Below are 26171 nucleotides of genomic sequence, written 5' to 3' on the forward strand. Positions count from 1 at the left end.
GGGCGTTCCGGCCAGAGGGGTCGCCTTCGCCACGGAGTCACCGATGATTCAGATCCGTTCCATTCATTACAGGCGGCGCTGGTACTACGCCCTGTGGAGTGCCCTCCTCCTGGCGAGCCTCGCCTTCCTGTGGCGCTGGGAAACCCCGGCCAGCCAGGGGTCCGCCGAGCTGACCGTCAAAATCCAGGTGCTGAATGCTCCTCCGGAATGCACGGTCCTGTTCTGGACGGGCCCCAAGAAGGCTTGGCCCGGGGCCAACCAGGAGCCGTCCTTGAACCAGCCCGGGCGGCCGCTCACGGCGGCCGCCGAGGCCATCGGCAGTTTGAAGGCCCGCGTGGCCTACCGCCGCTGGGTCGGGGATCTCATTCCCCGGCGGACCGATGATCTCCTCATCTTGAAGTTCCAGCCGAAGTCCGAGGCTCCGCGCTTCTTCGCCGTGCCCCTCGACGGGGATTGGCAGAGCCGGCTCCTGCGTCCCGGCAGGCGGATGGGCATTTCCGCATCCGTTGACTGGAGCGGCCTCTGGCTGGACCCGAGGTCGGTCCCCAAAAGCAGCCGATGATGCGAGCGGCAAGCCAGGGGGCCGCGACGAGGTAGAGGTCGCTACTCGACCCGCCCCTTCCACCCCTCCAGCACCCGGAACCGGCTGCCCATCATGTCGGGAAGGGTGAGCTGGAGGAGGTTCTCGGTGCGCTTCATGCGCTCGGGGGCGGGCAGCGTCATCCATTCGGCGCCCCACCGTTCGAGGGGGGCATGGGTGCGGATCCACTTGCTCAGCTCCATGTGTGAGAGCTGCGTCATCCCTTCCTGTTCGAGCAGGGTGGCGAGCCGCGTGAAGTCGACATCGGCGGTCAGGTCGGCCTCACCCAGGTCCTCGTGCCACTTGCCATCCACGCTGTGGGCCTTGTAGCGGCGCAGGTCGGCCCCCTTGGCCAGCAGGCGGTCCGCGGCTTCGCCGTAGTCCACGGTCAGGAAGAGGCCCGCCTCCAGGGGCGATGCCAACGCATGCACCAGGCCGGGCAGGGCCTCACACCAGATGCTGCCGTCGCGGGGCTCCAGGCCGTCGGTCCGTGCCGCGAACCAGGCCCCGGCCTCGCCGGGATCCGCCGCCTGCCACTCGGGACCTGCCGGCGTCAGCACCTCGCGCGTCCACCGCTCGCCATCCCAGCGCCAGGGCTGGGCGGGCAGGGCATCGAAGAGCTCGTTGCTGAAGATGGCGCCGGTGAAGGATTCCAGGGGCTCAGCTTCGGCGGCGAATCGCGCGCGGTTCGCCGCCAGGAACGGCGCCAGGGCTTCTTCCGCCGCCCGGCGGGCGGCGGGGTTGTCGTCGCGGTGCACATAGATCAGCGCTTCGGCGAAGGGACCCGAGACGGCGTTCAGCACATCGCGGCCCAGCCAGCCGCGGCCCGCGCCGGGTTCGAGCGCGGTGAAGCGCGCGGGCCGGCCCAGGCGCTCCCAGGCGGCCTCCAGCCGCAGGGCCAGGGTCTGCCCCAGCAGGGGCCCCAGGTCCAGGGCCGTGTAGTAGTCCTTGCCGTCGAAGCCCCAGGGGCCCTCCTGGCGCCGGTAGTAGCCGTGTTCCGGGTGGTAGAGGCCCAGGGCCATCACCTCGGCGGCGGGGACCGGGCCCTCGAAAAGTCGGGACTGCAGCAGCTCGTTCAGCGGATTCACTTCTTCTCCGGAGGCTTCGTTTCCAGGGGCCACTTCTCCAGCAGCACGGGCAGCAGCCACTGGGTGAGGAGCAGGGCCAGGGCCACGCCGCCCAGGCAGGCGAGACCGAGGCCCCGCAGGCCGCGGTAGCCGCTGAACACCATGCCGCCGAACCCGGCGAGGGTGGTGCCCGCGCAGACGGCGTTCACGCGGGCCACGCGCTGGGGGGCGTCGGCCTCGCCCCGGGCGCGGTGCAGCAGGTTGAAGGCGGTGTCCACGCTGACGCCCAGCGCGATGGGAATGGCCATGAGGGACAGGAAGGTCAGCGGCTCGCCGCCCCAGCCGAGGGCCCCCAGGGCCCCGGCCTGGCTGGCCAGCAGGGGCACCAGGGCGAGGCAGGCGAAGCGGAGGCTGCGCCCGAACCAGGCGATGACGGCGAAGATGCCCGCCAAGGCCAGCAGCACGGCCTCCCGCACCGCGTCCCGGGCGATGCCCTTCACCACGCGGAAGAGGGGCTGGGTGCCCACGAACCGCCCCCCGGCCGCTTCCACCACCGGCGTCAGGCGGGTGAGGGAAGCCTCATCCAGGCGGATCGGCACCGTGAGGGCGGGGGCCAGCGGCGCGGGCTTCCCGCGTCGGCGCAGACTCTCCCACAGATTCCAGCGATGGCTCCCCTCAAGGGGCTGGGCCGCCCTCGGCAGCAGGGACTGGAGGGCCCGCACAGGTTGGCCCGGGTCCGCGGCGGCAGCCGCCAGGGCGGAAAGGGGGCCCTCCAGGCCCGCGGGATCCAGCCCCGCCTTGGCCGCAGCCTCCATGACCTGGTGGCGCCAGGTTTCGGAGCCCAGGACATGGCGCAACTCCGGATCGAGCGTCTTCCAGTCCGGCACCGGCAGACCCGCCTCCCGCAGGATCGGGCTCAGCTTGTTCCACCGGGCTGGCAGGCGGTCGGGATCATCGAGGGGGATCTGGATGGCCAGGGGCTGGAGGCTGGCGCCGAGGTTCTTGGTCAGGCGCTCCTGGAGCGTGAGGGCGGGGTTGCCCTGGGCCCGGAAGCGGCGCAGGTCCTCCTCCCAGCGGGTGCGGGGGGCGCCCGCCAGGGCCAGCACCAGCAGGACCAGGGCAGCCCAGGGGGCCCAGGCCCGGCGGTGTGGCAGGGGCGCCGGCGGACCCGGGGCGAAGGTCCCCCGGCCATGATCCAGGGCCATCAGCAGGGGCGGCAGCACCAGGAAGGTGGCGGCGAGACAGGCCAGCAGGCCCAGGCCCGTGGTGAGGCCCAGGTCGCGGATGCCGGGGAAGGGGGCGAAGGCCAGGGCCAGGAAGGCCAGGGCCGTGGCCAAGGCGCCCGCCACCACGCCGGGGCCCGTGCCGAGCAGGGCCGCGCGCAGGGCCCGAGGTTTCGGGCGGCCGGCCCGGCGCTCTTCGCGATAGCGGCTGAAGAGCAGGATGCCCACATCATCGCCCACGCCCAGCAGCACGGCGCCGAAGCCCGCGGCCATGAGGTTCACGCGGCCCAGCATCCAGCCCGTGAGGCCCAGGGCCCAGAACATGCCGACCAGGAGGGGCACCATCACGAAGCCGTAGCCCGCCAGGGTGCGGAAGCCCAGCCAATAGACCAGGCCGATGAGGATGAAGCTGAGGGCCAGGCTGAGCAGCACCTCGCCCGTGAGCCGGTGGGATTCCCAGGCGGTGATGGCATGCGCCCCCGTGGCCTGGAGGGGGAAGGCCCGGTCCGCCTGCGGCCCCAGGGCCGCTTCGACCTCCCGGAGGCTGGCGGTGGCGGGCAGGGGGCCTGCGCCGCCGCGCCCCAGCCAGACCAGCGCGCGGGTGGTGGCCTTCACCTCCGAGGCGGGGAAGCTGGCCACCAGGGGCAGCATCACGAAGCGGCCGTCCTTGGTCTCGAGGTAGCCGGTGCGCATGCGCAGGGTGAACGCGCGGCCCAGCTCCCGGGCCTTGGCCATGCCCTCGCCGTTCTGGGGCGCGAGGTCCCTCAGGCCGAGGGGATCCAGCCGCGCCAGCGCCGCGGGCAGCGGCTCCGGGGAGGCCAGGGCCCTGGCCGTGGCCTCCAGGCGGCGCCTCAGCCCATCGGGATCATTCAGGGGGGCGAGGCGATCCCCCAGCCAGGCCGGAGCCAGCGTGTAGAGCGTTTCCGTGGTGAGGCGGCTGACGGCGGCGTCCCCTTCCGCGATGGCGCCCACGGCCAGCAGGGCGGGCCAGGGACTCAGGCCGCCCGGGCCCGGCACCGGGACGGGATCCGACAGGCGTCCTTCGGCCACCAGGCCGTTCAGGGGCAGGTTGCCTTCCTGAAGCAGGCGGTCCACCAGGCCCTCGGCCCAGGCGCGGCGGGCCTCCAGATCGGCCTCGCCACCCTCGGCCACGAGCCAGAGCAGCTCCTGCTGGCCCACGCCCGCCTCCAGGTTGGCCCGCACGGCCGGATGTTCCGTGGGCAGGAGGCTCATGAGATCCAGGGCCCGCTCCACGCGGAGGGTGCCCAACCCCAGCAGCAGGGTCAGGCCGGCCGTGAGGAGCCAGAGGCCCGGCGACCGGGAGAGGTGCAGACGAAGCAGGCGGCGCAGCAGCGAGTCCATCGCCTAACGACGCTCCATGCGGTCGATCCAGAACCGGAGGGCGGGCACCATCTCCACGCGCTCGGCGCCGCGGAGGCGCTCCAGGAGGCTGCCGTCCTCGAGGCGGGCCAGTGGATGGTTCTCCCGGCGATCCAGGGCCTCCGGAGGTCCGGCGGCGGTGAGGATGGTGGGCAGCTCTTCGCTGTAGCGATGGTCGAGGAGCTGCGCCAGGGCCTGGGCGACGCGGATGTCGGTGTCCATGCGATCCCAGTCGTCCAGCACGAGCAGGGGCTGGTCCTGAAGCGGCTCGATGAGGTCGCGCACGCTCTGGAAGGCCTGGTTCTGATAGCTGCGGATGTCGTGGTAGACATCCTTGATGGACTGGCTCAGGGTCCGCAGGGAGACGAAGCGGCCCCCCTTGCCCAGGCGCTCGGTCCAGGCCCGCAGCGCCGCGGCGGCCAGGGTGCTGCGCCCGCTCTGGGCGGGGCCGTGGATCCACCAGAGCTCCCAGCCGTGGCGGAACTTGTGCTTCCCGCTCAGCGCCCACTGGGCGAGGGCCTCGGCGCCGGCGGGACGGATGCCGTGCTCCGGTCGCCGCTTGAGGGCTTGCAGCAGCTTGACGAGGTCCTCTCGCCCTTCCAGCTCGCCCACCTCCTCCGCGGGCCGGGCCAGCAGCTCCTCCAGGTCGCCGACGCGATCGAGCAGGGGGCGGACATGGCTGGCCTGGGCGTTGTTCCACCACTTCCAGAAGCGGGTGAACTCCGCCTCGCGGTAGCGGGCGGGCAGGCCCAGCGTCTCGACATCCGGCGCCAGGTCCACCGTGCAGCCGCACAGGACCACCGGCTTCTGCGGATCCGGATCGAAGATGAGGCCTTTCCCCTGGCAGCGGGGGCAGTCGGGACGGCCTTTCATGGCTCGTCCCCACCCCAGAGGAAGCCGCCCAGGATTTCGCGGCGGCGCTCGCGGATGCGCGAGAAGGCGCGCTCCTCCAGCTGGCGCACGCGCTCGCGGGAGATGGGCGGGTCGAACTGCTTGCCGATCTGCTCGAGGGTCAGGGGATCATGACCGCCCAGGCCGAAGTGCAGGGCGATGATCTTCCGTTCCTTCTCGCTCAGCGTCGCCAGGCTCGCTTCGATCTGCTCGAGGAAGGCCTCCTGGTCGAGCGTGTGCATGGCGGAGGGCTCCACCTCCTGCTCCAGGCTGTCGCCCACCGTGAGGTCGGAATCCCCCAGGCCCTGCTCGGTCGATACGGTGGAGGTGGTCTGCTGCAGCACCTGCAGGCGCTGGACCTCGTCCACGCTGAGGTTCGCGGCTTCGGCGATCTCCTTGATCATCGGCGTGCGGCCCAGGGACTGGCTGAGCTTCTGGGTCACCCGGTTGAGCTGCACCAGGTGGCCCGCCACCTTCTGCGGCAGGCGGATCTTGTTCCCATGCTCGGCCAGGGCGTGGAAGATGGCCTGCCGCACCCACCAGGAGGCGTAGGTGAGGAACTTGTTCAGCCGCTCGGGATCATAGCGCTTGGCGGCTTCGATCAGGCCCAGGTTGCCCTCGCTGATGAGGTCCAGCAGATCGAGGCCCATGCCCTCGAACTTGCGCGCCTCCTTCACCACGAAGCGCAGGTTGCCCTCCACCAGCTTGCGCAGGCCCTCCGGATTGCGGTCGTTCTGCCATAGGCGCCCGTTGATGCGCTCCTCCTCCGCCGTCAGCAAGGGCAGGTGGCGGATGGAGTCGAAGTACTTGTCGAGCGAACGCTCTTCGAGATGCCGGAGGGGCACGGTTCACCTTGGAGGAAGGATCAGCATAGCAAGCGATCCCGGCTCCCAGCGAAGCCTCGCATTCAGCTGCGCTTGCGCAGCCCGTGGGAAGGCAGCTTCACCAGGCCCGTGGCCGAGGTTCCCGGCTTGGGGATGTCTTTCAGGCCCGCGGCTTCCAGGGCCTGCACCAGGCGATCCACATCCTCCTGCATGCGGTTCAGCCGGTCCCGCAGGCCCAGCACCACCTCCACGCCCGCCAGGTTCACGCCCAGGTCGCGGGTGAGGTTGAGGATGAACTCGAGGCGTTCCAGATCCTCGTCGCTGTAGAGGCGGGTCTTGCCCTCGGTGCGGCTGGGCGTCAGCAGGCCCTCCCGTTCGTAGAGCCTCAGGGTCTGGGGGTGCACGCTGTAGCGCATCGACACCACGCCGATCATGTAGGCGCCCATGCGGGGATCTTTAGCCATGATTCGCACTCCGCTGCTCGCGCACTTCGGCATCGTTCAGGTCGGCCAGCTCCCGCAGCAGTTCCTTGCTGCGCTCGTCCTGGACCTTGGGGGTCACCACGGCCACCTCGGCGATGAGGTCGCCCCGCTGGTTGGCCCGCGGGATGGGCATGCCCTGGCCCTTGAGGCGGAGCCTGGCGCCGGTCTGGGTGCCGGGCGGCACCTTGATGGTGGCCTGTCCTTCTGGCGTGGGCACCTCCACCTTGGCCCCCAGGGCCGCCTCCGAGAAGCTGATGGGCAGGCGCACATACAGGTTCGGGCCCCGGCGCTCGAACCGGGCATCCGGCTCCATGCTGATCTGCAGGAAGAGGTCGCCGGGGCCGCCGCCGCGCCGGCCGGCCTCGCCCTTCCCCGCCACCCGCAGCCGGGCGCCGTCCTCCACGCCCGCGGGAATGGCGATGGTGACAGTCTCCTGGCGGGCGTGGCGCCCCGCGCCGCCGCAGTCGGGACAGGCGGGAGCCCGCATGCCGCGGCCCTGGCAGTCCGGGCAGGTGCGGCCGAAGGACAGGAACCCCGAGCCGCCGCCCAGCTTGCCCTTGCCGTGACAGGTGCGGCAGGGCTCCTGCTTCTTGTGGGCTTCGCCCGTGCCGTGGCAGGTCAGGCAGGGTTCCGAACGGTTGACGCGCAGGCTGAGACGGGTGCCCTCGAAGGCCTCCCGGAAGCCCAGCCGCACCGCGTGGATGAGATCCTCGCCCCGCTCGGGGCCGTGGCGCACGGGGCGGCCCCCGAAGCCCGCGAAGACATCCTCGAAGGAGAAGCCCCCGCCCTGCGGGAAGCCCGGCGGGACCTGCGCCCCGGGGCCGTTGGGATCGCCGTGGAGGTCGTAGTTCCTCCGCTTCTCGGGGTCCGACAGCACATCGTTGGCTTCCGAGAGCTTCTTGAACTCGGCCTCGGCCTTGGCGTCGCCTGGGTTCAGATCCGGATGGTGCTTCCGCGCCAGCTTCCGGTAGGCCTTCTTGATCTCCTCTTCCGAGGCTGATTTCGGCACGCCCAGGATCTTGTAGTAGTCGGGGTGGGACATGAGTTTAGTCTAGAGCACTCAGATTTGTTCCGTGCGCAAAAAAGGGGAGCCCTCGGGCTCCCCTTTTTCGGGTGGGACCTAGCTGACGACTTCGGCGTCGATCACATTGTCGTCGCCCTTCTTGGCGTCGCCGGCCGGGGCGCCGGGAGCGCCGGGGGCCGCGCCGTCCTGGGGCGGTTCCTGCTTGTAGAGGCTCTCCGCGAGCTTGTGGCTCTTGGCCGTCAGAGCCTCCAGGGCCTTCTTGATGCGCTCCTTCTCCAGGCTGGCCAGGGCGGCCTTGGCCTCGACGATGGCCTCCTCGGCCTCCTTCTTGTCGGCCTCAGGCAGCTTGTCGCCGCTGTCCTTCAGCAGCTTCTCCACCTGGTAGACCATCTGGTCGAGGTGGTTCTTTTCTTCGAGCATGGACTTGCGCTCTTCATCGTCGGCCTTGTGGGCTTCGGCATCCTTCACCTTGGCATCGATCTCCTCCTTGGAGAGGCCCGTGCTGCCCGTCAGGGTGATGCTCGCGTCCTTGCCGGTGCCCTTGTCCTTGGCGGTGACATGCACGATGCCGTTGGCGTCGATGTCGAAGACCACCTCGATCTGGGGCATGCCGCGGGGGGCCGGGGCGATGTTACCCAGGTGGAACTGGCCCAGCAGCTTGTTGCCTTCGACCACCGGGCGCTCGCCCTGGAACACCTCGATGTCCACGCCGGGCTGGTTGTCCACGGCCGTGGTGTAGATCTCGCTGCGCTTGGTGGGGATGGTGGTGTTGCGGGGGATGATGACGCTCATCTGGCCGCCGTTGGCGTTGATGCCGAGGCTGAGCGGCGTCACATCGAGGAGCAGCACGCCCTTCACATCGCCGGCCAGCACGCCGGCCTGCACGGCGGCGCCCAGGGCCACGACCTCGTCGGGGTTCACGCTGTGGTTGGGCTCCTTGCCGAAGATCTGCTTCACAAGCTCCAGCACCTTGGGGATGCGCGTGGAGCCGCCCACCATCACCACCTCGTCGATCTCGTGGTGGGCCAGCTTGGCGTCCTTCACCGCGTTCTCGCAGGGGCCCTTGAGCTTCTGGAGGATGGGCTCGATCATCAGCTCGAACTTGGCGCGGGAGAGCGTCTGGTTGATGTGCTTGGGACCGCTGGCGTCCGCCGTGATGTAGGGCAGGCTGATGTCGGTCTGGGTGGTGCTGGACAGCTCGATCTTGGCCTTCTCGGCCGCTTCCTTCAGGCGCTGCATGGCGTCGGCCTGCTTGCGGAGGTCGATGCCCTCGGCCTTCTGGAACTCGTCGGCCAGCCAGTCGATGACGGCCTGGTCCACATTGTCGCCGCCCAGGTGGGTGTCGCCGTTGGTGGACTTCACTTCGACCACACCCTCGGAAACTTCGAGGATCGAGATGTCGAAGGTGCCGCCGCCGAAGTCGAAGACGGCGATGGTGCCGTCCTTCTTCTTGTCGAGGCCGTAGGCCAGGGCCGCGGCGGTGGGCTCGTTGACGATGCGCTTCACCTCCAGACCCGCGATGGCGCCGGCGTCCTTGGTGGCCTGGCGCTGGGCGTCATTGAAGTAGGCGGGCACGGTGATGACGGCCTCGGTGACCTTCTCGCCCAGGTAGGCCTCGGCGGCCTCCTTCATCTTGGTCAGCACCGCGGCGCTGATCTCCTCGGGGCTCAGCTTCTTGCCGATGACATCGATCACGCAGCCGCCCTTGTCCGCCCGCTCGACGGTGTAGGGCACGAGCTTCTGCTCACGGTCCGAGTCGGCGTAGGGCAGGCCCATGAACCGCTTGATGGAATAGATGGTGCTCTTGGGCTGGGCCACGGCCTGGCGCTTGGCCGAGGCGCCCACGAGGCGCTCGCTGGTCTTGGGGTTGAAGCCCACCACGGAAGGCGTCGTGTCCGCGCCTTCGGGGTTCGGGATCACCTTGGGCTGCCCGCCTTCCATGACGGCCACGCAGCTGTTGGTGGTGCCGAGGTCAATGCCGATGATCTTGCCCATGTCGTTCCTCCTGGGGCGAGGCCGGGTGGAACCCGCCCTCGACCTCTTGAGGATAGGGGATATGGGGCCCGTGTCAATATGATCTTCTAAAAATTACTCATATTTTCTTCTCGCTTGATGTAGACATCAACCGGGCTATGCTGACCTCCATGACCCTTCGACCCTGCCCCATCTGCCGCACCCCCACCGCCTGGGAGGGGAACGCCTTCAAGCCCTTCTGCTCGGAGCGCTGCCGCCTCCGGGACCTCGGGGCCTGGTCCACCGAGAGCTACCGCATCCCCGAGAAACCCCAGGAGGAGCACGGCGAGGGGTGGAGCGAGGCGATCCCCGAGGAGTGACCCGCCGGAGACCCGCGCCCGGTCGGGCCTACTTGGCCTGGTGGACCTTCTTCACCATGTACCGGGGCCGGTCGCGCACTTCCTGGTAGATGCGGCCGATGTACTCGCCCAGCAGGCCGAAGGCCACGAACTGGCAGCCCACGAAGAAGAAGAGGATGGCGAACAGGGTGAACACGCCCTGGGCCGTGCCCTCGGGGTGCAGGAAGCGGTAGGCCACCAGGCCCAGGAAGAGCAGGAAGCCGAAGCCCGCCGTCAGCACCCCGAACACGCTGAGGGCCTGGAGGGGGAGCAGGCTGAAGCTGGTGAGCAGGTCGAACTGGAGGTTGATGAGCTTCCAGAGGCCGTACTTGCTCTCCCCGGCGGCCCGCTCGGCATGGGCCACGGGCACCTCGGTGATGCGCTTGGCGAAGCTGTTGGCCAGCGCCGGGATGAAGCTCGACCGCTCCTTGCAGAGCAGCATGGCGTCCACCACATCGCGGCTGTAGGCCCGCAGCATGCAGCCGTAGTCGTGGAGCTTCACCCCCGTGGTCCGGCGGGTGACGGCGTTGACGATCTTGCTGGGCATGGTGCGGAAGAAGCTGTCGTTGGCCTGGCGGCCCTGGCGCCAGCCGCCCACCACATCGAAGCCCTCCTCCACCTTCGCCACGAGCTTGGGGATCTCCTCGGGGGGGTTCTGGAGGTCCGCGTCCAGCGTGACGATGATCTGGCCCTTCGCCTCGGCGAAGGCTCCGAAGATGGCGCTGTGCTGGCCGTAGTTCCGGTTGAACTCCACCACCTTCACCCGGGGCTCGGCCTTGGCGATGTCGATCAGCATGGCCAGGCTGCGATCCCGGCTGCCGTCGTCCGTGAGGATGATCTCCCAGGGCTTCGCGGGGTCCGCAAAGTGCTCCGTCATCACCCGGGAGAGGCGCTCCCACAGGGCTGGGATGTTCTCCTCCTCGTTGTAGATGGGGATGATGATGCTGAGATACGGGTCCATGAGCGCTCCGAGGCCCTATTCTAGGAGCCTGACCTGGAGTTTCCCATGCCCGAGCCCAAGATCCTGCTGGTGGAAGACGAGCTCAGCCTCGCCGAGGGCATCAAGCTCAACCTGGAGCTGGAGGGCCTGGCCTGCACCTGGATCCCCCGAGGCGATCAGGCCCTGAAGCAGATCCTGGCCGAAACCTTCGACCTGGTGATCCTCGATGTGATGCTGCCTGGCATGGACGGCTTCACCATCTGCGAAAAGGTCCGCGAGGCCAAGAACTTCACGCCCATCCTCTTCCTCACCGCCAAGAACACGGACGACGACCGCGTCCACGGCTTCGAAACCGGGGCCGACGACTACCTGGGCAAGCCCTTCCAGGTGCGCGAGCTGCTGCTGCGCGTGCGGGCCATCCTGCGCCGCGAGTCCTGGTACAAGAGCCGGGAGATCAGCAGCCGCCAGGTCTTCGGAAGCCACTGGGTGGACTTCGACAACTTCTGCGGCGAAGGGCCCCAGGGCCCCTTCCAGCTGGGCGTGAAGGAAAGCATGATCCTCAAGCTGCTCATGGAGCGGCCGGGCCAGGTGGTGAGCCGCACGGACATCCTGGACAAGGTGTGGGGCGAGGATGCCTACCCCACCAGCCGCACCGTGGACAACTTCATCGTCCGCATCCGCCGCGTCATGGAGCAGGATCCCCACCATCCCCGCTGGGTCCACACCATCCGCAGCGTGGGCTACCAGTTCGATCCGGAAGGGAAGCAGCGCAAGGGCGAGGAATGAAAAACGGGGCGCGATCGCGCCCCGTTTTTCCAGACGGGAAGCCCTATTTGACTTCGAGTTCCCGGCTGCGGCCCTGCTTCTCGAACGCGGCCATCTGAGCGGCGAGGGTCGCGGCGGGGGCACCCTGCTTCACCTCGGTGAGCACGGTCCGCTTCTCCTCGCCCTTGGCGAACTTGCTGTCGCCGACCACGGGCTCCAGCGTGGGCAGCAGCGCCAGTTCCCCGGCGGCGCCTTCGGGAGCCTTGCCCGTGGCCATGTCGCCGGCGTGGGCCAGCAGCCCCATGCCGGGCTCGGCCCCGAGGCGGCGCAGGTCCATCCAGGCGAAGCCGGGATCCCTCAGCAGGTCCAGGTCCTCGTTCTCCAGCCAGATGAGCAGGCCGTTCAGGGCCTTGGTCTGGGCGGGATCGGGCAGGCGGCGCATCTTCTTCTCGCCCTTGACCTCGACTTCCTGGGGCGTGTTCTCGATCCAGGCCTGGGCCCGCTTCACCCACAGGGCCGTCACGGCCTTCTGGGCCGCGAAGCCCTCAGGAGCCTTGGGGCCCTTCGGGGCCTTCTTGCCCTTCTTCCCGGGCGCGGCCGCTTCGGGTTCCGCCCAGACGGGCGCGGTGGCGTCGACCTTGGGATCGAGGAGCAGCCCCTTCACCTTCAGGAGACGGGCTTCCAGGCCCGGCGCGCCGAGCTTGGCCGCGGCGCGGGCCGAAGCCTGGAGGTCCTTCCAGGTTCCTTCCAGCAGGACCTTCTTCCCGTCTGCATCGTAGAGGCCATGGTTCGCCCGCAGGCGCCCCAGATAGACCTCTACGCCGGGGATGGCCGCCTGGGCCTTTTCGGGCAGGGTGGCCTTGGTCTGCACCAGGGCTTCGAGGACCTCGCGCACCTCCACGGCCTTGGGGTGGCTGCGGTAGTAGCCCAGCTCGTGGGCCGCCAGGGCCGCGCGCTGAAGGGTGTAGGCCAGCTTCCGCTGGGTGGGACGGAGCTGGTCGAAGGGCTTCGCCTCCCCGACCTTCAGCACCGGTGCCGCCGGCTTCGGCTCCTCGGGCTTGACCTCCTCAGGCTTGGGCTCGGGGGGCTGGGCGGCCGGCGCCTGGGCCGGCGCGGGAACGGGGGGAGGTTCGGGAGGGGGCGTCTGGGCCAGGAGGCCCGACCCCACGATGACTGCCAAGACCCAACTGCGCTGCATGGGGGACTCCTCGATGAGGGTGCTGTGGAGATCGACCCCCATTATGCCGCAGGGGGGACCTTCACGCGTCGATCGGAGTCCCTATCAGGCGCTCGAGACTTTGCTTCAGCTGCTTTAGATCGAAAGGTTTACCCAGGTAGGGGAGCTGGTTGCCCTCGAGGAAGCCGCGGGTCTTGGCGTCGAAGGAATCCCCGGTGGTGTAGAGGATGCGCTTGGTCATGGCGGGCCGCTGGGTTCTCAGCCAGTCGAACAGCTCGACGCCGGAGAGCCCCGGCATGCGGATGTCGGACACGATCAGGTCGAAGCTCCCCTGCTCCAGCTCCCGGATCGCCTCGTCGCCCCGCGCGCTGGAGGAAACCTCCATGCCCCAGGCGCCGAGGGCATCCACGAGGCACTCCAGCAGGAAGGTCTCGTCATCCACCACCAGGGCCCGGCGGCCCTCCAACCCTGCGGGGGCGGGTGTGGCCGGTGCGGCGGGGGAGGCGGCGGGAGAAGCCTCCAGGGGAAGCTCCAGCAGGTAGGCGTTGCCAAGCCCCTCCTGGCTCCGCACCGTGAGGCGCCCCCCGTGCTGGCGGGCGATGATGTCCACTACGGGCAGGCTCAGGGCTTCGGGCGTGGCGGCGGCGGCGGGGTCGAACAGCTCGGCCTGCCGCGCCTCCGAAAGGACCGGGCCCGTGTCCTGGACCACCACCTGCAGGTTCCCGCCCGTGGCGCGGGTGGCCACCCGCAGGCGCTTCGCGGGGCTCCCCGCCACGGACTGGAGGCCGTTCAGCAACAGGTTGGTGAGGGCCTGCAGGACCAGGGTGGCGTCCAGGCTCGTCTCGCCGAGCCCCGGATCCAGGTTCAGCTCCAGGCTGGCGTCCATGCGCTGGGCCTTCGCTTCCACCAGGGCCGCGGCCTCCTGGATCAGGCGGTTGACCTGCACCGGCGTCCGGTTCGGGGCCGGGGGATTCAACACGGTCTGGAGCGGCTGCAGCAGGCTCTGCACGGACTCCACGGCCTGTACCAGCCGGGCCGCCTGCTCGGCCTGGTGGGGCTCCATCGCGGCCTCGGCGATGAGGCGGGATTCCAGGAGCACCGGCGTCAGGCGGTTGGCCACTTCGTGGAAGAGCGAGGGAACCAGGCGCCCCAGGGCCTCGTGCCGCTGGGAGTGGACCAGCTTGTCCTCCAGGGCCTGGGTCTGGCTGGTGTCGCGCACCATGGCGGAGAAGGCCAGGATCCGGTCGTCGGCGCTCCGCACCGGCGCGTAGGTGATGCTGGCGGGGAAGGCCAGGCCCCCCTTGCGCATGCGCGTCGTGGCCGCGTCGTGGATCACCTGGCCCCGGGACACCTGCTGGACGACCTGCTCCAGCTCCCCCACCAGGTGGTCGGGCATGAGCTGCGCCATGTTGCGGCCCACGATCTCGGGTCGCGCGTAACCGAAGATCCGTTCGGCGGCCATGTTCCAGGTGAGGATCCTGCCATCCGGCGCGAAGGAGATCACCGCCTCGGCCATGTTCTGCACGAGGCCTTCGAGGTACTTCCGCGTCTTCAGGTTGTCCTGGTTGGCGCGGTCCAGCTGGGCGTAGAGCTGGCTCGACTCCTCGTTCTTCTTCTCCAGCGCCTCCTTGGCCTGCTTCAGCTCCGAGTAGAGCCGCGCCGTCTCCATGTTCGACTTGAGGGCATCCTCCAGCAGCTCCTGGGCGTCGGCGATCTTCCCGGGCACCAGGTCCGCGACGCTGACATTGCTGTGCCGCAGCACGGTCGCGTCCGGGGCAGGGGCCGGCGCCGGGTCGGTCTCGGAGGGCGGCGGCAGCTCACGCATGCTCGACCGCACATTGGATTCGATGAGATTCAGCATCTCGTCGAAGTCCTTGATCTTCTTGTCCAGGTGGTACTTCTTGAAGGTGTAGCCCACCGTCTCGCGGGTGATGGACAGGAAGGTGTCCAGCACGCCCGTGCCCCGACTGGCCACGGATTCGAAGTAGGGGACGCTGCGGAAATTCAGGCGCCGGTTCATGACGCCCACGGCCATGGCGTCCGGCAGGTCCCGCTTGTTGTACTGGAGCACGAAGGGGATCTGCTTGATGTTCAAGCGGTTCGCATTGAGGTTGTGGTACAGGTTCGACAGCGAATCGACATTGTCCTGCATCTTGGCTTCGCTGGAATCCGCCACGAAGACCACGCCGTCGGCCCCGCCCAGCACCACCCGGCGGCTGGCGTCGTACTGCACCTGCCCCGGCACCGTATAGATCTGCAGGTGGATGGCGTTGCCGTAGATGTAGCCCAAGTTGATGGGCAGCAGGTCGAAGAAGAGGGTGCGGTCCTCTTGGGTGTTCACGGAGAACATCTCGCCCCGCTGGGTGTCGGTGCACATGGCGTGCAACGACTTCAGATTCGTCGTCTTACCCGAGAGACCCGGCCCGTAGTAGACCAGCTTGAGCAGGATCTCGTTGGCTCGGGTGTTGAACTGAACCATGGGGTCGCCAGGAAGATAGATGGGGTCAAGCCTAACACGGGGGTTTGGAAGGCAAGTGGCCTCTTCGGTTCCACTTCAGACCCCGTGATAGCATGACCTTTTTCACCCTTTCGAGGTTCCCGGCGCGATGACCGTCCCGACCCATGTGGCCATCATCTTCTCAGTATGCCCTGCGGGCATACGCGAGGCCGGCCACGCGGAACCAGCCGACAAAACCGGCCTCTAGGCACGCGATGAGCATCCCGACCCATGTTGCGATCATCTTCTCGGTATGCCCTGCGGGCATACGCGAGGCCGGCCACGCGGAACCAGCCGGCAAAACCGGCCTCTAGGCACGCGATGAGCATCCCGACCCATGTTGCGATCATCATGGACGGCAATGGCCGTTGGGCGGCGCAGCGGGGCTGGCCGCGGATCAAGGGCCACAAGGCCGGGGTGCAGGCGGTGGAGCGCATCCTGGAGGCCGCCTCGAATGCGGGCATCCGGCACCTGAGTCTCTACGCCTTCTCCACAGAGAACTGGAAGCGCCCCCCGCAGGAAGTGGGGGCCCTCATGGCCCTCCTCCGCATGTACCTCCGCATGTTCGTCCACCAGCTCACCAAGAAGGGCATCCGCTTCCACCACCTGGGCGCCCTCGAGGGCATGCCCGCGGGCATCCAGGCGGACATGAAGACCCTGGAGGCGGCCACCGCCCAGAACACCGGCATGACCTTCCACCTGGCCGTGAACTACGGGTCCCGATTGGAGCTGGCCCAGGCTGCCCGGCGCTGCGTCGAGGACGGCCTCCGGCCCGAGCAGGTGGATGAGGCGGCCCTGGGGGCCCGGCTCTGGACGGCCGGCGTGCCCGATGTGGACCTGCTCATCCGCACCAGCGGCGAGCACCGCATCTCGAACTTCCTGCTCTGGCAGTCCGCCTACGCCGAACTTCACATGACCGACCTCCTCTGGCCCGACTTCGGTCCCGCGGAACTGCAGGAAGCACTCGACGACTACGCCCAGCGCGAACGACGCTTCGGGGGGATCTGATGGAACGGACCACGCCCAAGGTGGACACGAAGAACATGACCGTGCGCGTGAGCACAGCCCTGGTCTTCGGGGTCTTCTTCTTCAGCCTCCTATGGCTCGGCGACCGGCCCTGGGCCCCCTGGACCTACCTGGCCCTCATGGCCCTGGCCACCGTCATGGGCGTTCGCGAGCTGACCCTCATGGCCCGGGTGCGGGGCTTCAACCCCTCCCTGGCCGCCGGGTCCCTGGTGGGCTGCGGCATCCTGGCCCACTTCTTCCTCGCCACGGGGAGCCACGATCCCCTGCCCCTCTGGCTCGTCTTCGCCGCCGGGGCCCTGGTGATCCACTTCGGGGCCCTCTTCTTCGATCCGAAGTTGGAGGAGGCCCTGCCGAGCCAGGCCATCACCTGGCTGGGCGCCCTCTACCTGGGCTTCGGCCTGGGCTTCCAGCAGAAGCTCTTCATGCTGCAGGGCACCCTGCCCAAGACCGGCAGCCGCCTCATCCTGGCCCTCTTCATCATCACCTGGTTCGGCGACACCGCCGCCTACTTCGTGGGCAGCTACTTCGGGCGTCGCAAGCTGGCCCCCAAGGTCAGCCCCAAGAAGAGCTGGGAAGGGGCCTTCGGCAACCTGGGGGGCAACCTCCTGGGCGCCTTCCTGATGCAGGCCACGGTCTGCCCCGAGTGGTCCCTGGTGGATGTCGTGTCCCTGGGCCTGCTGCTGGGCATCGCGGGCCAGCTGGGCGACCTGGTGGAAAGCACCTGGAAGCGCAGCGCCGGCGTGAAGGACTCCTGCGTCGGGGTGAGCATCCCCGGCCACGGCGGCATCCTCGACCGCGTCGACAGCCTGGTCTTCGCGGCGCCGGTGCTCTATGCCTATGTGCATTTCGTCCACGGGTTCAACTGATCTCCACGAAGGACACGAAGGGACCGAATGGACACGAAGGAACTGCGCTTTAAAGACGAGGTGTTCTCTATCGTCGGCGCAGCCATCGAGGTCCATCGGGCCCTGGGGCCAGGCTTCCTAGAAGCGGTCTACGCGGAGGCCTTCGCCAAGGAGATGGCTCTTGCAGGGATCCCCTTCGAGCAGGAAGTGCTCCTCCAGATCCACTACAAAGGCGAACCCTTGAAGAAGACATACCGGGCTGATTTCGTGGCTTTCGGATCTATTCTCGTGGAACTTAAGGCCGCCGATGGGCTTGGCGAGTCCGACCGCGCTCAGCTCCTGAATTACCTTAAGGCCACTGGACATCCCGTCGGGGTGCTTCTGAACTTCGGCCATCATCCCAAACTCGAATGGATTCGAATGGTGAATTAATTTTCTGAATTCTCTTTCTTCGTGTCTTTATTGCTCTCCTTCGTGTCCTTCGTGGAGGTCCTTTCTCCCATGCGCCACCTCGCCCTCCTCGGCTCCACCGGGAGCATCGGCACCTCCACGCTGGCGGTGGTGCAGGCCCACCCCGAGCGGCTCCGCGTGGTGGCCCTGGCCGCGGGACGGAACCGGGAGCTGCTGAAGGATCAGTGCGAGGCCTTCCGGCCCCGCTGCGTGTCCGTGGGTTCGCAGGAGGACGCCCAGTGGCTGCGCGCCCAACTCTCCTACCAGCCTGAGCTGCACTGGGGCCCCGAGGGGCTCCTGGCCTGCGCCCTCCATGCCGAGGCCGACACGGTGGTGGCGGCCATCGTGGGCAGCGCCGGGTTGGCCAGCACCGAGGCGGCACTGCGGGCCGGCCGCCGGGTCTGCGTGGCCAACAAGGAATCCCTGGTGGTGGGCGGCGCCCTCATGCACGAGGCGGCCCTGGCCGGCGGCGGGGAGCTGCTGCCCGTGGACAGCGAGCATGCGGCCCTGCACCAGCTGCTGGACGGGCGCGATCCGGCCTCCATCCGCGAGGTCCGCATCACGGCCAGCGGCGGCCCCTTCCGCGACTGGCCCCTGGCTCGCATCCAGGCCGCCACCATCGAGCAGGCCCTCAACCATCCCACCTGGAAGATGGGACCCAAGATCACCATCGACAGCGCCACCCTCATGAACAAGGGCCTGGAGGTCATCGAGGCCTCCGTCCTGTTCGGCCTCCGGGCGGACCAGGTGGCCGTCACCGTGCACCCCCAGAGCCAAGTGCACGCGATGGTCGGCTTCCATGACGGCAGCTACCAGCTGCAGGTCTGCGCCAACGACATGAAGCTGCCCATCCAGTACTGCCTGCTGTACCCGGACAAGCAGCCGGGCCCCGTGGCGCCCTACCCCTGGGAGGAGGCCCGCGCCTGGACCTTCGAGGCCCCGGATCTGGACCGCTTCCCCTGCCTGGGTCTGGCCTTCGAGGCCCTGCGGGAGGGCGGCACCGCCCCGGCCCTCCTGAATGCCGCCAACGAGGTGGCCGTGGCCGCTTTCCTCCAAGGGCGCCTCGGATTCTGGGACATCCAGGCCTGCAACCGGGACACCCTGTCCCGGCTTCCCGCGGAACCCCTGGGGTCGCTTCCCCAAGTGCTGGATGCAGACCAGGCCGCGAGGCGTCATGCTGAAGGATGGGTCCGAGCCCGGACCTGATCTTCGGGTGTCCATGAACCGTCTTCGCCTCTCTCTGTCGTCTGTCTTTGCGATCGCCGCCGTGTCCGTCCTCGCCTTCAAGCTGCCCGGCGTCGGCTTCTGGGGCCCCATCCTGATGCTGGGCGGCCTGATCTTCCTCCACGAGGGAGGGCATTTCCTGGCCGCCAAGAGCATGGGCATGCCCGTGGAGGTCTTCTCCCTGGGCTTCGGCACTCGCCTCTTCGGGTTCAAGTGGCGCGAAACGGATGTGCGCCTCTCCATCCTGCCCCTGGGCGGCTATGTGAAGCTGGCGGGCTTCAATCCCGAGGAACCCGGCGCCGAGGATCCCTACGGCTTCCTGCAGCAGCCCTTCCGCAAGCGCATGCTCTTCTACAGCGGCGGCATCCTGGCGAACCTGGCCACCACGCTGGTGCTCTTCACCGCCGTGGGCATCCACCAGGCGCGCGTCACCAAGGTGCTGGAGACCTGGACCGTGGTCGAGGTGGTCCCCGGCAGCGCGGCCGAGCAGGGTGGCCTCAAGGCCGGCGACGAGCTCCGCGGCATCGGGGACCTGAACTTCCCGGGCACGGAGTGGGAGGCCGCCGTGGCCTACATCCAGGCGCACGCGGATCAGCCCGTCCCCTTCCGCCTCACCCGCGAGGGCAAGCCCCTGGAGCTCCCCCTCACGCCCCGCGCCGAGGGCGGCAAGGGCCGACTGGGCTTCATGCCCCTGCCCGTGCCCACGCCCCTGGAGTTCCGGCCCTTCCGGCCCGGCGACCTGCTGGAGGGCGGCCGCTACGCCGTGGGCACCTCCTGGCGCCTCACGGGCCAGGTCTTCGGCTTCCTCAAGCGGCTCGTCAGCTTCCAGGCCAAGAGCGCCGAAGTGGCCGGACCCATCGGCATCATCCGCCAGGGCAGCCGCGCCGCCCAGCACGGCTGGGAGACCTTCCTCTTCATGTGCGGCGCCATCAGCCTGCAGCTGGCCATCCTCAACGCCCTGCCCATCCCGGCCCTGGATGGCGGCCACATGGCCCTGCTGGCCTACGAGAAACTCCGCCGCAAGGACCTGACCATCGAACTGAAGGAGAAGATCCTCACGGGGGGCTTCCTCCTGCTGGCCTCCCTCATGGCCCTGGTGATCTTCCTCGACCTCCTGAAGCTGAGGAAGTAGCCCCAAGCCCCAGTTGGGCCCCAATTGGGCCCGGCCCGCTCAGACCCGCGGCAGCAGGATCCGGAAGGTGCTGCCCCGGTCGGGGGCGCTCTCCACCTGCAGGCCGCCCCGGTGCTGCTTCACGATGCCGTGGACCAGGGCGAGCCCCAGGCCCGTGCCCTTCCCCTTCCCCTTGGTGGTGAAGAAGGGCTCGAAGATGTGGTCCACCAGCTCCGGGGCCATGCCGCACCCCGTGTCCCGCACCTGGATCGCCACATACTCGCCCGGTTCGGCCCCGTCCCAGACGGCGCCATCCCCCGCCGCCAGGACCTCGTTCCGGGTTTCCAGCTCGATGCGGCCCTGCGTCTGGATCGCGTCCCGGGCATTGACCACCAGGTTCGTCACCACCTGCCGGAGCTGGGTGGGATCCACCTTCGCGGGCCAGAGCTCCGGCCCCGGCCTCCAGGCGAGCTCGATGCGGTCCCCCACCAATCCGCCCAGGACACCGAGCATGGAGGCCACGGTCTCGTTCAGATCCACGGCCTCTGGGTGGACGGGCTGGCGCCGGGCGAAGGCCAGCATCTGCTCGGTCAGCTCGGCCGAGTGACGGGCGGCCTTGACGATGTCCCCCAGGTACTTCCGCTCGGGCCGGTCCTCGGCCATCTGGTAGAGGGCGAGGTCCGCGTTGGCGAGGATGACGCCGAGCATGTTGTTGTAGTCGTGCGCCACGCCCCCGGCGAAGCGGCCCATGGTCTCCATCTTCTGGGCCTGGTGGAGCTGGGCCTCGAGTCGCGCCCGCTCCCGGCTGTGGCTGTCCTGGGCCGTGATGTCCCGGCCGATGCCGAGCACGCCCACCATGGTCCCGCTGGCATCGCGCATGGGGGTCTTGAGCGTCTCCAGGAGCACCCGCTCCCCGGTATCGGCCATGGTCACCCACTCCTCGTTCACGCGTGGCGCCCCGGCTTCCATGGCCTCCCGGTCCTTCTGGCGGAAGAAGTCCGCCAGGTCCTTGGCCACGAAGTCGTAGTCGGTCTTCCCCAGGATGGCCGCCTCCTTGGCCCCGAAGAACCGCTCGAAGGCGCGGTTGCAGGCGAGGTAGACGCCCTCCGGGTTCTTCAGCCAGACCAGGTCCGGGATGGCGTGCACCAGGGTGTCGAGCTGCGCCTCGCGGGTGGCGAGGCCCGCCACCAGGCGCTTCACCATGACGAACAGCATGGCGGCGGTCACGCCCACGAAGAGCCAGCCCTTGAGGATGCTCATGCGCGTCATCCAGGCCACGCTGGGGGCCACCACCTCCACGAGGCGGTCGGAGAGGAGGATCCACAGCGCCGAGATCACCGCGTACCAGCCGGCGATCCTGGCGGCGCCGGCCGTGGCGGCCACCGGCGTCGGCGGGCGGATCGAGGGGGACTCGGGCATGGGGGTCGTCCAGCTGCCAAGAGGCTAGCGCACTCCGGCCGTCCGCGGCACGACGCAGGTCACAGCCCCATCACAGCCCTAGGCGCTCCTTCAGCCTCGGGGTCACGCTGCGACTCACCTCCAGGTCCAGGCCCTCGCCCACGCGCACCGCGGCGCGACCGCCCTCCAGCGGTCGGAGGCCCAGCACCGCCTCCGGTCGCAGGAGCAGGTGCCGCTGGATGCGCACCAGCTCCACGCCCGGAAAGGCGGCCTCGACCTCCGCCAGGGTCGTCCAGGCGGTCCGGTGGCGCTGCGGGGTGCCCTGCGCCGGCGCCCAGGCCCAGACGACCTCCTCCTCCACCTCGAAGTGGGTGGTGCGCCGGAGGTCGAGGAACACATGGCCCTCCCCGGCCTTCACGGGGAAGCGGGGGGAGGGCGCCGGGGCGGCCTCGGCGCGCCGGGGGGCGCCCTCCCGCAGCCGCGCCAGCGTCCGGGCCAGGCGGTCGGCGGAGATGGGCTTCAGGAGGTAGTCGGCGGCCGCCGCCTCGAAGGCCCGCACCGCATGTTCCGAATGGGCGGTGACGAACACCACCGGCGGGCCCTGACGACCGTCCGCCAGCTCGGCGGCCACCTCCAGCCCCGTGGCCCCCGGCATCTGGATGTCCAGGAACAGCGCATCCACATCCTTGGGCTCCCGCAGCCAGGCCAGCACCGCAGCGCCATCCGCCAGCTCGGCCTTCACCTCGCAGCCGGCCTCCCGCAGCAGCCGCGCCAAGCGGGCCCGCGCCAGGGGTTCGTCGTCGGCCAGGGCCACGCGCAGGGGTTTCATCGGCGCACCTCCAGATGCGGCAGGTCCACGGTGGCCACGGTGCGGTCGCCCTCGGTGCGCAGGTGGAGGGTCGCCGCCGGACCATAGGCCAGCCGCAGCCGGGCCTCTAGGTTGCGCAGGCCCACCCCCGCGCCGGGCACCAGGCCCAGGCCGCGGCCCGAGTTCTCCACCCGCAGGCGGAGACCCGCCCCTTCACGGTGGAGGGAAATCACCAGCTCCCCGCCTTCCGGGTGGGGCGCGATGCCGTGCTTCAGGGCGTTTTCCACCAGGGGCTGCAGCAGGAAGGGGGGGGCGGGCACCGCGTCGCAGGCCGGATCCCAGTCCCAGCGGACCCGCAGGCGGGCGCCGAGCCGCAGCCCCTCCACCGCGAGGAACCGCTGCACGAGGCTGCGCTCCTCGCCCAGGGGCGCCGTGGCCCGGTCCCCATGGCGGAGGAGGGCCCGGTACAGCTCGGACAGATCCAGAATGGCCTGCTCGGCCGCCAGGGGATCCTGCCGCACCAGCTCGGCCAGCCCGTTCAAGGAGTTGAACAGGACATGGGGGCTCAGCTGGCCCCGCAGCAGCACCCACTGGGCCTCGTCCAGCTTCGCCGCCATGGCCGCCTTTTCCTCGCCCGTGATCACCGAGAACGAGATGATGCCCCCGATGATGGTCATCATGGGCGCCCCCACGAAGAGGTTGACCGTGAGGATCCCCCGGAAGCTGCCCTTGGCCCCTTGCGCCAGCCCCAGGGCCTCGCCCTTCAGGTTGGCGTTGCGCACCATGAACCAGCTGAGGGCGACCAGCACCAGCACCACCAACGCATTGAAGAGCAGGGCCTGGGCCAGGCCGCGCCCGAGGGGCGCGCGGGAGCGGTCGTCTCCGGTCCAGCGCCAGGGCAGGGGGCTGAGGAAGCCATAGGAGAAGGACACCAGGAAGGGCATCAGCAGCGCGTTGGCCACGGCCCCGGGGTGCTTGAGCTGGACCGAAGCCGGCACCAGCACGAACTGGAAGGCCGTGAACAGCAGGGCGAAGGCCAGCACCACGGCCCAGGGCGTCCGCTGCCGCAGACGCTCCCGGAAGTGCTGTTGGAGGGGGCCGAGGCGCATGGTGCAAGCATGCCCGAGGCCCGGCCGTCTTCGTAGGCCCCCGGTGGACCCCTCCGGCGGGCGGGCCCCCGGGGCCGCCGGGGGGCCTGGAGCTTCCGCCCAGCCGGGCCCGGAACGGAACGCCCCCGGCCGGCACCCAATCAGCACCGCCGACCCCGTCCGCCATCCCCACCCGGAGCCCCCATGCGCCGTCCGTTCCTACCTGCCATCCCCGCCATGCTCGCCCTCGCCACGAGCCTGTCCCTGACCGCCGCCGAAAGGAAGGTGCCCATGTCCCTGCACGAACTCACCCTCAACACCCTCGAGGGCAAGCCCCAGTCCCTCGCCGCCTACAAGGGCAAGGTGGTGCTGGCCGTGAATGTGGCCAGCGAGTGCGGCTACACCCCCCAGTACGCGGGGCTCCAGAAGCTCTACCGCGAATACAAAGACCGGGGGCTGGTCGTCCTCGGCTTCCCCTGCAACCAGTTCGGCGGCCAGGAACCCGGCAGCGCCGCCCAGATCGAGTCGTTCTGCCAGAAGAACTACGGCGTCACCTTCCCCCTCTTCGAGAAACTCGAGGTGAAAGGCCCCGGCCAGGCCCCCGTGTACCAGTTCCTCACCGCCAAGCACGGCGAGCCGGCGTGGAACTTCCACAAGTACCTCGTCGGCAAGGACGGGCAGGTGATCCAGGCCTTCGGCAGCAAGGTGACTCCCGACGGCCCCGAACTGAAGGCCGCCCTCGAGGCGGCGCTGAAATAGGCTGGTCGCGGAAGGCGCGGAATGAAAACCGCGTGTTCTTGATTCCGCGGTTTTCCGTGAGCCTTCTGCGCCTTCCGCGACCAGCTACTTGATCGTCACCACGGCCGCCGGGGGCGCCTCGCGCATCTCGAGGTAGAGGGCCTTCACGCCGTTGATGAGGAACTGCATGGCCACGGCGGCGAGGATCAGGCCCATGAGCTTGTTCACCACCTTGGTGCCGATGGCGCCCAGTCGGGAGAACACGGCCGGGGCCTTGCGCAGGAAGAGGTAGACGATCCAGGTGTTCAGCAGGATCGCCACCAGCACCACGCCGTACTCCAGCCAGGTCACGCCCGCAATCATGCCCATCACCGTGGACAGGGTGCCGGGCCCCGCCACCAGGGGGATGCCGAAGGGGATAATGGCGAAGTCCTCGGGCAGCTTGCGGCTGGCCTCGGCCTTCTCGTCCTCGGTGCTGCGCTCGCGGGGATCCTCGCCGTAGAGCATGGAGATGGCGCGGTAGAGCACCAGCACGCCGCCCACGAATCGCATGGCGAGCGCCGTGAAGCCGAAGATGCTGAAGATGAACTGGCCCACCAGCGCGAAGGCCAGCATGGCCGCCCCCGCCGTGAGGGCGGCCTTCTTGGCGCTGCGGCGCAGGGCCGGGCTTTCCATGCCCGTGGTGGCGCTGGCGAAGATGGCCGCCGCGCTGATGGGGTTGAGCACCGAGAACAGCGAAGTCGCCACGCCGAGGGCGAAGGACCAGGTGGGCAGGGGGCCGAGGTGGGGCATGGCCCAACTGTAGCGCTACCATGGCCCCATGCGTGACCTCGAGGCCCTCCGGGACCAGCACAAGCGCCGCCTGGCCTGGATGCCCTGGCTCTACTTCGCCCTGAAGCCCCGCCACCGGGCCTGGGCCGAGGCCTGGCAGGAAGAGGTGCAGGCGCGGTTGCTGGCCCAGGAGACCGTGCAGCTCGGCCGGGGATGTTTCATCGCGCCGGACGCCGCCATTTTCGGCGAGCCCGGCCGGGCTGTGGTGATCGGCGACCGCTGCGCCATCGCCGCCCAGGCCTTCCTCCACGGACCGATCACCCTGGGCGACGATGTCAGCGTGAACGCGGCGGCCCGGCTCGACGGCGGGCGCAAGGGCATCCGCATCGGCGACGGCACCCGCATCGCCAGCGGCGCGGCGATCTACGCGTTCGACCACGGCCTGAAGCCGGACCGCGACATCAAGGACCAGCCCGTGCGGTCGCGGGGCATCCACATCGGCCGCGATGTGTGGATCGGCGCCAATGCCGGCATCACGGACGGCGTCACCCTGGGTGACCACGCCGTGGTGGCCATGGGTGCCGTGGTGACGAGGGATGTGCCCGAGTGGACCATCGTGGCCGGCGTTCCCGCGACGGTGGTGGGGGACCGCCGCATCCGCTGACGCGTCGCCCTTTGCCACACCGGGACCGCCCCGTGTTGCACGACGCGCGGTGCCGTTCTCGGTGTAATCAATCCAACAGCTGATATCAAACACCTTTTAGGCTTGGCACGGGTTGTGACCTCCTCGAGTGCGGGGCTGATGCCGCCGCACCCCCGAAGCCCACCCCCGAAGGAGGTCCCATGCGACGCCTCGTCCTGCTTGCCCTCGTGACCCTCGCGGCCTTCCCGCTGTCCGCCCACGGCCCCTGGCGCGGCCCCCGCCGCGTGTTGGTGGTCGAGGACTCCTGCCGCCCGTACCGGAGTTGGGAAGGAAATCGGCGCTGGGACGACGACCGCTGGGAGCGCCGCAACCGCTACCGCTATGAGGACCGCCGCGACGACTGCGACGAAGGCCGCGTGATCTTCCGGCCTCGGCCCCTGCCACGACCACTGGCGCCGCCCTTCCAGGGGCGCGTGGAGCTCTGGATCCGCTGACCCCGGCCATTTGACAGCCCATGTCCAACCACCCTCTCGACACTGGGGGGGTGGTGCGAGGTTCTCCTTTTCAGATTTTTTTCGATCCCGGTCTTGACGAAGACGAAAAAAAGACGAATACTGGGTGAACGGGACAAACGGAGCCCCCATGCGGACCCCCTCTCGCAGTTTCGGCTACAAGTTCAGCGGCTACTTCATGGAGTACGGCCCCATCGAGGCCGACAGCCTGGATGCGGCCAAGGCCCAGATCCGGCGCCGCCTCGGCGTGAGCCGCCTCCCCCTGGGCTTCCAGATCTGGGACCTGACCGAGCGCCCCCTCACCCGCTGGCGGGTGGACGCCGCCAGCTGATCTCCCGCCTCCGCTCCCTCTTGGA

Annotated in this window: 26 protein-coding genes; 12 read left to right on the forward strand and 14 right to left on the reverse strand. The window is 69.1% G+C overall.

Translation table 11 applies throughout. The features are described from left to right. Positions 1-43 precede the first annotated feature (43 nt). Positions 44-562, forward strand: coding sequence for a hypothetical protein (locus QUD34_RS14850; protein WP_286354474.1), 519 nt, complete (start codon positions 44-46; stop codon positions 560-562). A 41-nt stretch (positions 563-603) separates the two neighbouring features. Here the strand turns inward: QUD34_RS14850 and QUD34_RS14855 are convergent, their stop codons facing one another. The 7 genes from QUD34_RS14855 to dnaK form a co-directional block, all read right to left on the reverse strand. Continuing rightward, positions 604-1668 carry an SAM-dependent methyltransferase gene (locus tag QUD34_RS14855; protein ID WP_286354475.1) on the reverse strand — a complete coding sequence of 355 codons (1065 nt, stop codon included), beginning with the start codon at positions 1666-1668 and terminating at the stop codon, positions 604-606. After that, on the reverse strand, positions 1665-4232 hold the full coding sequence (locus QUD34_RS14860; RefSeq protein WP_286354476.1) for an MMPL family transporter: 2568 nt from the start codon (positions 4230-4232) through the stop codon (positions 1665-1667). Before QUD34_RS14860 ends, QUD34_RS14855 begins: the two co-directional genes overlap by 4 nt. Before the next feature lie 3 nt (positions 4233-4235). Further along, entirely contained in the window at positions 4236-5123 is an 888-nt protein-coding gene (locus tag QUD34_RS14865) for a P-loop NTPase family protein (RefSeq protein WP_286354477.1), read from the reverse strand. Then, positions 5120-5986 (reverse strand): sigma-70 family RNA polymerase sigma factor, encoded by an 867-nt coding sequence (locus QUD34_RS14870; protein ID WP_286354478.1) that lies wholly within the window; start codon positions 5984-5986, stop codon positions 5120-5122. The genes QUD34_RS14865 and QUD34_RS14870 overlap by 4 nt, the downstream gene beginning before the upstream one ends. A gap of 62 nt (positions 5987-6048) precedes the next feature. Continuing rightward, complete coding sequence (locus QUD34_RS14875; protein WP_286354479.1) at positions 6049-6429, reverse strand: MerR family transcriptional regulator; 381 nt, start codon at positions 6427-6429, stop codon at positions 6049-6051. Next, positions 6422-7489 carry a molecular chaperone DnaJ gene (dnaJ, locus tag QUD34_RS14880; protein WP_286354480.1) on the reverse strand — a complete coding sequence of 356 codons (1068 nt, stop codon included), beginning with the start codon at positions 7487-7489 and terminating at the stop codon, positions 6422-6424. The genes QUD34_RS14875 and dnaJ overlap by 8 nt, the downstream gene beginning before the upstream one ends. 78 nt (positions 7490-7567) lie before the next feature. Continuing rightward, on the reverse strand, positions 7568-9466 hold the full coding sequence (gene dnaK, locus QUD34_RS14885) for a molecular chaperone DnaK (protein WP_286354481.1): 1899 nt from the start codon (positions 9464-9466) through the stop codon (positions 7568-7570). A 149-nt stretch (positions 9467-9615) separates the two neighbouring features. Between dnaK and QUD34_RS14890 the strand changes: the two genes are divergently transcribed. Continuing rightward, a complete protein-coding gene (locus QUD34_RS14890; protein ID WP_286354482.1) occupies positions 9616-9804 on the forward strand; it encodes a DNA gyrase inhibitor YacG in 189 nt (62 codons plus the stop codon). A gap of 28 nt (positions 9805-9832) precedes the next feature. On the opposite strand, the gene QUD34_RS14895 is transcribed toward QUD34_RS14890, so the two are convergent. Next, positions 9833-10783, reverse strand: coding sequence for a glycosyltransferase (locus QUD34_RS14895; protein WP_286354483.1), 951 nt, complete (start codon positions 10781-10783; stop codon positions 9833-9835). Between the two features lie 45 nt (positions 10784-10828). On the opposite strand from QUD34_RS14895, the gene QUD34_RS14900 reads away from it, so the two are divergent. Then, positions 10829-11548 carry a response regulator transcription factor gene (locus QUD34_RS14900; RefSeq protein ID WP_286354484.1) on the forward strand — a complete coding sequence of 240 codons (720 nt, stop codon included), beginning with the start codon at positions 10829-10831 and terminating at the stop codon, positions 11546-11548. Positions 11549-11591: 43 nt separating this feature from the next. Here QUD34_RS14900 and QUD34_RS14905 read toward each other — a convergent pair whose 3' ends face one another. Together QUD34_RS14905 and QUD34_RS14910 are read right to left on the reverse strand one after the other, a co-directional pair. Continuing rightward, a complete protein-coding gene (locus QUD34_RS14905) occupies positions 11592-12725 on the reverse strand; it encodes a hypothetical protein (RefSeq protein WP_286354485.1) in 1134 nt (377 codons plus the stop codon). Positions 12726-12786: 61 nt separating this feature from the next. Further along, positions 12787-15183 carry a PAS domain S-box protein gene (locus QUD34_RS14910; protein WP_286354486.1) on the reverse strand — a complete coding sequence of 799 codons (2397 nt, stop codon included), beginning with the start codon at positions 15181-15183 and terminating at the stop codon, positions 12787-12789. Positions 15184-15522: 339 nt separating this feature from the next. On the opposite strand from QUD34_RS14910, the gene uppS reads away from it, so the two are divergent. The 5 genes from uppS to QUD34_RS14935 all read left to right on the forward strand — a co-directional run bounded on the left by uppS (position 15523) and on the right by QUD34_RS14935 (position 19878). Further along, the gene (gene uppS / locus QUD34_RS14915) at positions 15523-16209 is read left to right on the forward strand and encodes a polyprenyl diphosphate synthase (protein WP_286354487.1); all 687 of its coding nucleotides are present in this window, start codon (positions 15523-15525) and stop codon (positions 16207-16209) included. Then, positions 16209-17093 carry a phosphatidate cytidylyltransferase gene (locus tag QUD34_RS14920; protein ID WP_286354488.1) on the forward strand — a complete coding sequence of 295 codons (885 nt, stop codon included), beginning with the start codon at positions 16209-16211 and terminating at the stop codon, positions 17091-17093. Before uppS ends, QUD34_RS14920 begins: the two co-directional genes overlap by 1 nt. Before the next feature lie 27 nt (positions 17094-17120). Further along, positions 17121-17504, forward strand: coding sequence for a GxxExxY protein (locus tag QUD34_RS14925; protein WP_286354489.1), 384 nt, complete (start codon positions 17121-17123; stop codon positions 17502-17504). A 69-nt stretch (positions 17505-17573) separates the two neighbouring features. Continuing rightward, positions 17574-18728: a 1-deoxy-D-xylulose-5-phosphate reductoisomerase gene (dxr, locus tag QUD34_RS14930; RefSeq protein WP_286354490.1), complete on the forward strand. Its 1155-nt coding sequence runs from the start codon at positions 17574-17576 to the stop codon at positions 18726-18728. 13 nt (positions 18729-18741) lie between these two features. Beyond that, the gene (locus QUD34_RS14935; protein ID WP_286354491.1) at positions 18742-19878 is read left to right on the forward strand and encodes a M50 family metallopeptidase; all 1137 of its coding nucleotides are present in this window, start codon (positions 18742-18744) and stop codon (positions 19876-19878) included. Between the two features lie 39 nt (positions 19879-19917). Here QUD34_RS14935 and QUD34_RS14940 read toward each other — a convergent pair whose 3' ends face one another. The 3 genes from QUD34_RS14940 to QUD34_RS14950 form a co-directional block, all read right to left on the reverse strand. Then, positions 19918-21276, reverse strand: coding sequence for a two-component system sensor histidine kinase NtrB (locus QUD34_RS14940; protein ID WP_286354492.1), 1359 nt, complete (start codon positions 21274-21276; stop codon positions 19918-19920). 70 nt (positions 21277-21346) lie between these two features. Then, complete coding sequence (locus QUD34_RS14945) at positions 21347-22084, reverse strand: LytR/AlgR family response regulator transcription factor (protein WP_286354493.1); 738 nt, start codon at positions 22082-22084, stop codon at positions 21347-21349. Further along, positions 22081-23172, reverse strand: a complete 1092-nt coding sequence (locus QUD34_RS14950) for a sensor histidine kinase (RefSeq protein ID WP_286354494.1) — start codon at positions 23170-23172, stop codon at positions 22081-22083. The genes QUD34_RS14945 and QUD34_RS14950 overlap by 4 nt, the downstream gene beginning before the upstream one ends. A 216-nt stretch (positions 23173-23388) precedes the next feature. Between QUD34_RS14950 and QUD34_RS14955 the strand changes: the two genes are divergently transcribed. Beyond that, positions 23389-23910, forward strand: coding sequence for a glutathione peroxidase (locus QUD34_RS14955; RefSeq protein WP_375380026.1), 522 nt, complete (start codon positions 23389-23391; stop codon positions 23908-23910). Positions 23911-23994: 84 nt separating this feature from the next. On the opposite strand, the gene QUD34_RS14960 is transcribed toward QUD34_RS14955, so the two are convergent. Next, positions 23995-24681, reverse strand: coding sequence for a MarC family protein (locus tag QUD34_RS14960; RefSeq protein ID WP_286354496.1), 687 nt, complete (start codon positions 24679-24681; stop codon positions 23995-23997). A 28-nt stretch (positions 24682-24709) separates the two neighbouring features. Between QUD34_RS14960 and QUD34_RS14965 the strand changes: the two genes are divergently transcribed. From QUD34_RS14965 to QUD34_RS14975, 3 genes are all read left to right on the forward strand, one after another. Beyond that, entirely contained in the window at positions 24710-25324 is a 615-nt protein-coding gene (locus tag QUD34_RS14965; protein ID WP_286354497.1) for an acyltransferase, read from the forward strand. Positions 25325-25503: 179 nt separating this feature from the next. After that, positions 25504-25797 (forward strand): hypothetical protein, encoded by a 294-nt coding sequence (locus QUD34_RS14970; protein ID WP_286354498.1) that lies wholly within the window; start codon positions 25504-25506, stop codon positions 25795-25797. Between the two features lie 148 nt (positions 25798-25945). Further along, a complete protein-coding gene (locus tag QUD34_RS14975) occupies positions 25946-26146 on the forward strand; it encodes a hypothetical protein (protein ID WP_286354499.1) in 201 nt (66 codons plus the stop codon). The last annotated feature ends 25 nt before the right edge of the window (positions 26147-26171 follow it).

The sequence above is a fragment of the Geothrix oryzae genome (assembly GCF_030295385.1).
Taxonomy (GTDB): Bacteria; Acidobacteriota; Holophagae; order Holophagales; family Holophagaceae; genus Geothrix; species Geothrix oryzae.

Bases quoted from the DNA above. Each gene is read 5' to 3' on its own strand.
- QUD34_RS14850 (WP_286354474.1), top strand. From the start codon at position 44: ATGATTCAGATCCGTTCCATTCATTACAGGCGGCGCTGGTACTACGCC.
- QUD34_RS14860 (WP_286354476.1), bottom strand. From the start codon at position 4,232: ATGGACTCGCTGCTGCGCCGCCTGCTTCGTCTGCACCTCTCCCGGTCG.
- QUD34_RS14865 (WP_286354477.1), bottom strand. From the start codon at position 5,123: ATGAAAGGCCGTCCCGACTGCCCCCGCTGCCAGGGGAAAGGCCTCATC.
- QUD34_RS14875 (WP_286354479.1), bottom strand. From the start codon at position 6,429: ATGGCTAAAGATCCCCGCATGGGCGCCTACATGATCGGCGTGGTGTCG.
- dnaJ (WP_286354480.1), bottom strand. From the start codon at position 7,489: ATGTCCCACCCCGACTACTACAAGATCCTGGGCGTGCCGAAATCAGCC.
- dnaK (WP_286354481.1), bottom strand. From the start codon at position 9,466: ATGGGCAAGATCATCGGCATTGACCTCGGCACCACCAACAGCTGCGTG.
- QUD34_RS14890 (WP_286354482.1), top strand. From the start codon at position 9,616: ATGACCCTTCGACCCTGCCCCATCTGCCGCACCCCCACCGCCTGGGAG.
- QUD34_RS14895 (WP_286354483.1), bottom strand. From the start codon at position 10,783: ATGGACCCGTATCTCAGCATCATCATCCCCATCTACAACGAGGAGGAG.
- QUD34_RS14900 (WP_286354484.1), top strand. From the start codon at position 10,829: ATGCCCGAGCCCAAGATCCTGCTGGTGGAAGACGAGCTCAGCCTCGCC.
- QUD34_RS14905 (WP_286354485.1), bottom strand. From the start codon at position 12,725: ATGCAGCGCAGTTGGGTCTTGGCAGTCATCGTGGGGTCGGGCCTCCTG.
- QUD34_RS14910 (WP_286354486.1), bottom strand. From the start codon at position 15,183: ATGGTTCAGTTCAACACCCGAGCCAACGAGATCCTGCTCAAGCTGGTC.
- uppS (WP_286354487.1), top strand. From the start codon at position 15,523: ATGAGCATCCCGACCCATGTTGCGATCATCATGGACGGCAATGGCCGT.
- QUD34_RS14920 (WP_286354488.1), top strand. From the start codon at position 16,209: ATGGAACGGACCACGCCCAAGGTGGACACGAAGAACATGACCGTGCGC.
- QUD34_RS14925 (WP_286354489.1), top strand. From the start codon at position 17,121: ATGGACACGAAGGAACTGCGCTTTAAAGACGAGGTGTTCTCTATCGTC.
- dxr (WP_286354490.1), top strand. From the start codon at position 17,574: ATGCGCCACCTCGCCCTCCTCGGCTCCACCGGGAGCATCGGCACCTCC.
- QUD34_RS14935 (WP_286354491.1), top strand. From the start codon at position 18,742: ATGAACCGTCTTCGCCTCTCTCTGTCGTCTGTCTTTGCGATCGCCGCC.
- QUD34_RS14940 (WP_286354492.1), bottom strand. From the start codon at position 21,276: ATGCCCGAGTCCCCCTCGATCCGCCCGCCGACGCCGGTGGCCGCCACG.
- QUD34_RS14945 (WP_286354493.1), bottom strand. From the start codon at position 22,084: ATGAAACCCCTGCGCGTGGCCCTGGCCGACGACGAACCCCTGGCGCGG.
- QUD34_RS14950 (WP_286354494.1), bottom strand. From the start codon at position 23,172: ATGCGCCTCGGCCCCCTCCAACAGCACTTCCGGGAGCGTCTGCGGCAG.
- QUD34_RS14955 (WP_375380026.1), top strand. From the start codon at position 23,389: ATGCTCGCCCTCGCCACGAGCCTGTCCCTGACCGCCGCCGAAAGGAAG.
- QUD34_RS14960 (WP_286354496.1), bottom strand. From the start codon at position 24,681: ATGCCCCACCTCGGCCCCCTGCCCACCTGGTCCTTCGCCCTCGGCGTG.
- QUD34_RS14965 (WP_286354497.1), top strand. From the start codon at position 24,710: ATGCGTGACCTCGAGGCCCTCCGGGACCAGCACAAGCGCCGCCTGGCC.
- QUD34_RS14970 (WP_286354498.1), top strand. From the start codon at position 25,504: ATGCGACGCCTCGTCCTGCTTGCCCTCGTGACCCTCGCGGCCTTCCCG.
- QUD34_RS14975 (WP_286354499.1), top strand. From the start codon at position 25,946: ATGCGGACCCCCTCTCGCAGTTTCGGCTACAAGTTCAGCGGCTACTTC.